This is a genomic window from Mesorhizobium sp. M2C.T.Ca.TU.002.02.1.1 (assembly GCF_003997225.1).
On sequence record NZ_RZTO01001106.1, the window covers coordinates 1 to 1,592 of the forward strand.

At 65.5% G+C, this 1,592-nt stretch carries 1 protein-coding gene and 1 pseudogene; both read left to right on the forward strand.

Features of this window, described 5'->3' with window-relative positions; translation table 11 throughout:
* A pseudogene (locus tag EOD07_RS33805) lies at positions 1 to 288 on the forward strand (CoA ester lyase); the annotation flags it as partial.
* Between the two features lie 19 nt (positions 289 to 307).
* The gene (locus EOD07_RS33810) at positions 308 to 1,495 is read left to right on the forward strand and encodes a malate--CoA ligase subunit beta (protein ID WP_127238297.1); all 1,188 of its coding nucleotides are present in this window, start codon (positions 308 to 310) and stop codon (positions 1,493 to 1,495) included.
* The last annotated feature ends 97 nt before the right edge of the window (positions 1,496 to 1,592 follow it).

Sequence of the window (1,592 nt, forward strand, 5' to 3'; positions counted from 1 at the left end):
GGCTACATGGCCGCCGCAAGGCGCGCCGCGGCGCTCGGCATCGAAGGCAAATGGGCGATCCATCCGTCGCAGATTGCCTTGGCCAACGACGTGTTCTCGCCGCCGGAGAAGGAAGTCACGCGCGCCCGCCGCATCCTGGAGGTGCTGAAGGAAGCGGAAGCGGCCGGTAAGGGCGCCGCGGCGCTCGACGGCAAGATGATCGACGCTGCGTCGGAGCGCATGGCGCGCAACGTGCTGGTGGTGAACGAGGCGATCGAGCGCGCCGGCCAGACGCAAGCGGCGCACTAAAAATTACCGGGAGGACATGATGGATATCCACGAATACCAGGCCAAGGAACTGCTCGCCCGCCACGGCGTGCACGTGCCGCGCGGCGGCCTCGCCTACAGCCCCGAGCAGGCGACCTACCGTGCGCGCGAGATCGGCGGCTCGAAATGGGTGCTGAAGGCGCAGGTCCATTCCGGCGCGCGCGGCAAGGCCGGCGGCATCAAGCTCTGCTCGAACGACGAGGAGATTTCCAATGCGGCCGAAGCCATGCTCGGGCGCAAGCTGGTGACCCAGCAGACCGGCCCGCGCGGCAAGCTGATCTCGCGCCTCTATCTCGAGGAAGCCGTAGACATCGCGCAGGAGCTCTATCTAGGCTTCGTGCTCGACCGCAAGGAAGAGCGCGTCATGATCGTGGCATCGGCCGCCGGCGGCATGGAGATCGAGGAGATCGCCGAGACGGCGCCGGATTCGATCATCCGCGCCACCGTCGATCCCGGCGTCGGCATGCAGCGCTTCCAGGCGCGCGAGATCGCCTTCGGGCTCGGGCTCGAGGACAATCTGATCGGTAAGGCGACCGAAACCATCCTCGGCTGCTACCGGGTGTTCCGCGACTATGACGCCACGATGCTGGAGATCAACCCGCTGGTGGTGACGCGTGACGGCAGTCTCGTCGCGCTCGACGCAAAAATGTCTTTCGACGAGAACGCGCTGTTTCGCCGTCCGGAAATCTCCGAGCTGCGCGACAAGAGCCAGGAAGACCCGCGCGAGACTTTCGCCAGCGATCGCGGCCTCTCCTATGTCGGGCTCGACGGCAATATCGGCTGCATCATCAACGGCGCCGGTCTTGCCATGGCGACGATGGACATGATCAAGATCGCCGGCGGCGAGCCGGCCAACTTCCTCGACATCGGCGGCGGCGCCTCGCCGGAACGGGTGGCGAAATCCTTCCGCGCCGTGCTCGGCGACAAGAATGTCGAGACGATCCTGGTCAACATCTTTGCCGGCATCAACCGCTGCGACTGGGTCGCCGAAGGCGTCATCAAGGCGATCCGCGAGGTCGGCGTCGACGTGCCGCTGGTGGTACGCCTTTCCGGCACCAAGGTCGAGGAGGGGCGCAAGATCCTGGCCGATTCCGGCGAGAACGTGATCATCGCCGACACGCTGGCCGAAGCCGCCGAAAAAGCCGTCGCCGCCTGGCGCGAAGCCGCCAAGAACAAAAAAGCAGCCTGAGGGAGGTCGAGAAATGGCAATCCTGCTCAACCGCAGCACGCGCGTGATCGTGCAAGGGTTCACCGGCAAGATCGGCAGCTTCCATGCCGACGACATG

Coding starts and splice junctions, on each gene's coding strand:
- EOD07_RS33810 (WP_127238297.1), top strand. CDS start 308: ATGGATATCCACGAATACCAGGCCAAGGAACTGCTCGCCCGCCACGGC.